The sequence below is a fragment of the Jiella pacifica genome (assembly GCF_010500815.1).
GTDB lineage: Bacteria > Pseudomonadota > Alphaproteobacteria > Rhizobiales > Rhizobiaceae > Jiella > Jiella pacifica.
Window position 1 is genome coordinate 202,712 of record NZ_JAAAMG010000009.1, and the last position, 6,181, is coordinate 208,892.

Here is a 6,181-nt window from a genome sequence, read left to right on the forward strand (position 1 = left end):
ATCATTTCGTCTTCTGGCTATCTCGCAGCCACACGACGTGCCCGAGACGGTACGCTATTCAACATGCGGCGGAGCGGAAGGACCCGATCGTCGCGACGATCGATCCGGTGAAGTCATGAAGATCAAGAATTCCCTCAAGGCCCTGAAGTCCCGCCACCGCGCCAACCGCATGGTTCGCCGCAAGGGCCGTATCTACATCATCAACAAGGAAGCGCCGCGCTTCAAGGCCCGCCAGGGCTGAAGCCGCAGCCCCGGCTCGTCGCCGGGCGCGCTGACCTTGCAATCCTTGAGACCCGCCCGCGGATTCGTCCCGGGCGGGTTTTTCGCATTGGATGCCTCACGACATCGTCAAATTGACAGCGGCGGGGCGATGGACGAATCTTTCCCGATGCGGATCACCTCGTCTGTCGCCATAGCCCTCGCGCTCGCCTTGTCACCGGCCATCCCTGCCGCCGCGCAGGAGAGCGCTCCGCCACTCTTGGCGCCGCCGGACAGCGCGCCGGGCGACGGGAAGGCACCGGATCTCCTCCCTCCACCGGGCGACGACAACTCGCCGATGATCGTCCCGCCGCCGGACGAATCGCCGAACGATGCCCCGGACGCCTTCGGCAGCGCACCGATTCCAGACGACCAGCCCGACGCGGCGCCGATCGATCAGGCGGAGGACGCCGCCAAGCCCGACGAGACACCCGAGGAGAAGATCGACCGGCTGTTCTCGGAACTGCGCAAGGAGCCCGACGGCGCCAAGGCCGGTCGGCTCGCCGCGCGAATCGAGCGAGAATGGCGCCGGTCGGGCAGCGCCACCATCGACCTCCTGATGCAGCGGGCGGCCAAGGCGATGGGCAAGAAGGACAACGCCGCGGCGATGGACGTCCTCGACCAGACGCTGGTCCTCGATCCCGGCTATGCGGAGGCATGGAATCGCCGCGCCACTTTGAACTTCTCGATGGACCGCTGGGGCAAGTCGCTCGCCGACATCGAGCAGACCCTGGCGCGCGAACCGCGCCACTGGGGCGCGATGATGGGACTGGCGATGATCCTCGAGCGCCTCGACGAAAAGGAAAAGGCGTTCGACACCTATATGCAGGTGCTCGCCGTCTATCCGGCGCTCAAATCCGCCCAGGACGCCGCCGGCCGCCTCGCCGATGAAATCACCGGCCCGGTGATCTGAACCTTTCCCGCGCCGTCCCGGCCGCCGCTCCCAGGCCCTCCGTTTCCCGGCATGGGAAAAACCGTCGCCTGCCAGTCGGGCGCCGAGGCGCAGGGCTGCGTGGCCGGCTACGCCTCTCTTCGAAGGCGCCGCGCGCGCGGACCTTTGCACCTATCGCTGCGGGCTGCGCGGCTGGCCTTGTCCGGTGCAACTTTCCCGCTCCCCAAGAACAGGAACAGCATCGCCGTCGGCGTTTCGCGGGTTAATGTATTGTAATGATCTCGTAATGCAGATCTAGGAACGATCGCCGACAACCCGGATTGTCCTTCACGAGTGACGCGCACAGTCGCGTCGCAGCAACAATTGGAGGAAATATTATGAAGAAGACGATTCTCGCGACGACGATCCTCGCATTCACCGCTGCGCCGGCGCTCGCCCAGTCGAGCAACGCCGGGTCGAACGCGGCGAAGAGCGACCAGACCAACGTGACGAACCAGTCCGGCACCACCGGCACGACCACCTCGGGCGCAGACGCCAAGTCCGGCGTGAGCAACATGTCGGCCGAGGACATGGTAGCGTCCCAGAAGAAGGTTCTGAGCGCGCTGAAGTCCGCCGGCTACGAGGACGCTTCGATCATGGACGCAGCCTATCTCGTCGGCGCGACCACTCCGGATGGCGAGCAGGTCGTGATGATGATCGACACCAGCGGTCGCGTGATGGGCTCGCAGCGCCAGGGCGCGCAGAGTGGTCAGTCGGGCACGAGCGGCATGTCCTCGGACAACGACGACGCGACGAAGACGGGTTCGACCGAGAACGACGGCAGCGACAGCTCGTCGAACTGATCCGACCCGCTCTGGCCCCGCTTTTCTCGGGGTTGCCGGCAGAACGAGGCCCGGCGCGACCATCGCGCCGGGCTTTCTGCGTCGGCTCCGGCCCCTTCGCAGTGCGGCAATGCTCCACGAAGGGAAGCTGGCGCCCGGCCACAGACTCGACAGCACCACCATAATTTCCTAGACAACGGCCATGATCATCCCGCACCGCAAAGATTTCCGCCGCATTCCATTATCGAGACCGAGGCCGTCGATTTGAGTGAAACGAACGCGCTCACTGTTCGCAACCTCTTCAAAGTGTTTGGCGATCGCCCACAGGACGCGATCGAACTCTATCGGTCCGGGAAGGACAAGAACCAGATATTCGCCGAAACCGGCATGATGCTTGGCGTCTCCGACGCCAGCTTCGAGGTGAAGGAAGGCGAGATCTTCGTCGTCATGGGCCTTTCGGGCTCCGGCAAGTCCACCCTCGTGCGCATGTTGAACCGCCTGATCGCGCCGTCCGCCGGCGAGATCATCGTCAAGGACGCCGACATCGCCAAGATGTCCGAGAAGGAACTGATGGAGTTCCGGCGCAAGCACGTGTCGATGGTGTTCCAGTCCTTCGCGCTGCTGCCGCATCTGACCGTGCTGCAGAACGCCGCCTTCGGCCTCGAGCTTTCCGGCGTCGACGTACCGACCCGCGAGAAGCGCGCCAATGCGGCGCTCGAGCAGGTCGGTCTTGCCCCTTATGGCAGTTCCTACCCGAACGAACTTTCCGGCGGCATGCAGCAGCGCGTCGGCCTTGCCCGGGCGCTCGCCAACGATCCGTCGATCCTGTTGATGGACGAGGCCTTCAGCGCTCTCGATCCGCTGATCCGCTCGGAAATGCAGGACGAGCTCCTCGAGCTTCAGGCCGAACACCGGCGGACGATCGTCTTCATCTCCCACGATCTCGACGAGGCCATGCGCATCGGCGATCGCATCGCCATCATGGAGGGCGGCCGCGTCGTCCAGGTCGGCACCCCCGACGAGATCCTCAACAATCCCGCCGACGATTATGTCCGCTCCTTCTTCCGGGGCGTCGACGTCACCAACATCATCACCGCCGGAGACATCGCCGCCAAGAAGCAGGTCACCGTCTATGAGCGCGACGACAATCTGCGTGTCGCGCTGAAGCGCGTGACCGAGGCCGATCGTGAGTTCGCCTATGTCGTCGACGCCCGGCAGCAATTCCATGGCGTCGTCTCGGTCGCCTCGCTGGAGGCAGCTCTGCGGCGCGAGAATGCCAGCATGCAGACGGCCTTCCTGCCGAATATCGAGCCGCTGAAGGCCGGCGCCACGATCGGCTCGATCATCACCCCGGTGGCCGCGGCGCCCTGCGGGCTGCCGGTGGTCGACGCCGGCGGCCGTTATCTCGGCGTCGTCTCGCGCAGCCGGCTGCTGCAGGCGCTCGACCGCGCGGAGGCCGCCCATGACTGAATCCCTGACTGACGCAGTGACACATCCGTCGATCCAGACAACGGGCCACGGCGACGCTGTGCTGCTGGCCCAGAGCTCGAACCCATGGGCGACGGGCTCAGACTCCACGGCGGGCGCAGGAAACTCTGGCGAAGCGGCCGGCGCGGCCGCCCCTGCCCCCGACGCTGCGACCGCTGGCGGCGCCGCGGCGCCGAACCCCTGGGGCGGTGGTGGCGGCTCCGGCGCCGATGCGGCCGGCAGCGCGGCTGCTCCCGCCGGCGGCGGCGCCGATGCCGCAGCGACGCCGGATTGGCTGAGCAATGCCGCTCCCGCGCCAGTGCAGCATTTCGATCCGCTTCATCCCTTCGACCATTCGGTGATTCCGCTGCAGGTCTGGGTCGAGCATCTGCTCGATTGGGTGGTGTCGCAGTTCCGCCCGGTCTTCCAGGCGATCCGCTGGCCGATCGACGGCGTGCTTTCCTGGGTCGACGCTCTCCTGCTCGGTACGCCAGCGCTCGTCATGCTGGCCTTCATCGGCCTGCTCGCCTGGCAGCTCGCCGGTCCGCGCCTTGCGGTCGGCGCCGTCGTCGCGATGACCTTCGTCGGCCTCATCGGCGCCTGGAACGAGGCGATGGTGACGCTGTCGCTGGTCATCACCGCGGTGTTCTTCTGCGCCGTCGTCGGCCTGCCCCTCGGCATCTGGATCGCCCGCAACGACCGCGTCGCGGGCGTCGTGCGGCCCATCCTCGACGCCATGCAGACGACCCCCGCCTTCGTCTACCTGGTGCCGATCGTCATGCTGTTCGGCATCGGCAACGTGCCGGGCGTCGTCGTCACCATCATCTTCGCCCTGCCGCCGCTGGTCCGCCTGACCAATCTCGGCATCCGCCAGGTGCCCGCGGATCTGATCGAGGCGGCGCGTGCCTTCGGCGCCTCGAAGAGCCAGCTTTTGTTCAAGGTGCAGCTGCCGATCGCCATGCCGACCATCATGGCCGGCCTCAACCAGACGCTGATGCTGGCGCTCTCCATGGTCGTCATCGCCTCGATGATCGCCGTCGGCGGTCTCGGCCAGATGGTGTTGCGCGGCATCGGCAGGCTCGACATGGGCCTCGCCACGGTCGGCGGCCTCGGCATCGTCATCCTGGCGATCATCATCGACCGGATGACCCAGTCGCTCGGCGTCTCCCGCCGCGATCGCGGCAACGTCGCATGGCATGCCACCGGACCGATCGGCTTCGCGACCCGCTTTCTCGGCCGCAACGGCCAGACGGGCAAGGCTGCCGCGACACGGCCCGAAGAGGCCTGACCCCCGCATGGCGGGCGGGCGCCTCGCGCCTGTCCGCATCTTCCGGCGCTCGGAATCCGTCCGGCGCCATCCTCAGTGAACCAAACCAATAGACAGGAGATCGAGCATGACCAAACCGATCCGAAAAAGCGCACTTCGGGCGCTCGCAGCGTCGGCCGGCATCGCCGCGATTCTTGCCGCCGGCACCGCCGCCGCCCAGGACAAGCCGGGCGAAGGCATCACCGTCACCCCGCTGAAGTCCTCGCTCGCCGGCGAGACCTTCCAGACCATGCTGGTCATGAAGGGCCTCGAAGAGCTCGGCTACACGGTCAACGACATCAAGGAACTGGAATACGCCACGGCCTATGTCGCCGTCGCCAACGGCGACGGCACCTTCCTCGCCGACAGCTGGGATCCGCTGCATGCGGACTTCTTCGAAGAGGCCGGCGGCAAGGAAAAGCTCTTCCGCGAGGGCGTCTATTCCGACAACGCGCTCCAGGGCTACCTGATCGACAAGAAGACCGCCGAAGAGCACGACATCACCAATCTCGGCCAGCTCAAGGATCCCGAGATCGCCAAGCTGTTCGACACCAACGGCGACGGCAAGGCCGATCTGACCGGCTGCACCCCCGGCTGGGGCTGCGAGAAGGTGATCGAGCATCAGCTGGATGCCTTCGATCTGCGCGACACCGTGACCCACAATCAGGGTTCCTACTCGGCGATCATCGCCGACACGATCTCGCGCTACAAGGACGGCCAGCCGATCCTCTACTACACCTGGACGCCCTACTGGGTTTCCGGCGTGCTCGTCCCGGGCAAGGACGTCTCCTGGCTGAACGTGCCGAAGTCGGCCCTGCCCGGTTCGCGCAGCGGCGTCGACACCGCGCTGCCGGACGGCTCGAACTATGGCTTCGAGGTCAACGTTCAGAAGATCGCCGCCAACAAGGAATTCACCGACGCCAATCCGGCGGCGGCCAAGCTGTTCTCGATCATGAAGCTGCCGGCCAACGACATCAGCGCCGAGAACCTTCTCATCCAGAACGGCGAGGATTCCGAAGCCGACATCGAGCGTCACACCGAGGCCTGGATCAAGGGTCACCAGGACACCTGGAACGGCTGGCTCGAAGAGGCCCGCGCGGCGGCAGAGAACGACACGACGTCCTCGAACTGAGCGCGGACGTCACGTCCCATGCATCGAGCGGGCGGCCTTCGGGCCGCCCGTTTTCGTTTGATGTCGAAAAGCTTGGTTGCCTGGCGTGATGGAGAGGCGGCGCGTGTGATAGAGCGTCCGGTAAGAAGTCTGAATCGCATAGTTTCGTTTGGAAGCGTATTCTGATTCCCTGGAGCGCGGGAGGATGCGCACCATGGGAAAACCGGTTTCATCGGACTTGCGGCTTAGGATCGTTCGCGATGTTGCAGCCGGCCAGACGCGGCGTGGGGCGGCGGCCCGGTTTGAGGTGTCCCCCTCGACGGCGG

General features: G+C 65.8%; 7 protein-coding genes. 6 read left to right on the plus strand and 1 reads right to left on the minus strand.

Going from position 1 to position 6,181, the window contains the following annotated elements:
* Window positions 1–115 precede the first annotated feature (115 nt).
* The 6 genes from ykgO (at window position 116) to proX (ending at window position 5,876) form a co-directional block, all read left to right on the plus strand.
* Window positions 116–241, plus strand: coding sequence for a type B 50S ribosomal protein L36 (gene ykgO / locus GTK09_RS13210; RefSeq protein WP_084411784.1), 126 nt, complete (start codon window positions 116–118; stop codon window positions 239–241).
* A 129-nt stretch (window positions 242–370) separates the two neighbouring features.
* Window positions 371–1,171, plus strand: a complete 801-nt coding sequence (locus GTK09_RS13215) for a tetratricopeptide repeat protein (RefSeq protein WP_163463631.1) — start codon at window positions 371–373, stop codon at window positions 1,169–1,171.
* Window positions 1,172–1,527: 356 nt separating this feature from the next.
* Entirely contained in the window at window positions 1,528–1,992 is a 465-nt protein-coding gene (locus GTK09_RS13220) for a hypothetical protein (protein ID WP_163463632.1), read from the plus strand.
* A gap of 243 nt (window positions 1,993–2,235) precedes the next feature.
* Entirely contained in the window at window positions 2,236–3,441 is a 1,206-nt protein-coding gene (gene proV / locus GTK09_RS13225; RefSeq protein WP_163463633.1) for a glycine betaine/L-proline ABC transporter ATP-binding protein ProV, read from the plus strand.
* Window positions 3,434–4,726: a glycine betaine/L-proline ABC transporter permease ProW gene (proW, locus tag GTK09_RS13230; RefSeq protein WP_163463634.1), complete on the plus strand. Its 1,293-nt coding sequence runs from the start codon at window positions 3,434–3,436 to the stop codon at window positions 4,724–4,726. Before proV ends, proW begins: the two co-directional genes overlap by 8 nt.
* Before the next feature lie 106 nt (window positions 4,727–4,832).
* Window positions 4,833–5,876 carry a glycine betaine/L-proline ABC transporter substrate-binding protein ProX gene (gene proX / locus GTK09_RS13235; protein WP_163463635.1) on the plus strand — a complete coding sequence of 348 codons (1,044 nt, stop codon included), beginning with the start codon at window positions 4,833–4,835 and terminating at the stop codon, window positions 5,874–5,876.
* 9 nt (window positions 5,877–5,885) lie between these two features.
* Here proX and GTK09_RS27180 read toward each other — a convergent pair.
* Window positions 5,886–6,181, minus strand: a 296-nt coding sequence (locus tag GTK09_RS27180; protein ID WP_203561014.1) for a hypothetical protein, incomplete at its 5' end; no start/stop codon positions are given.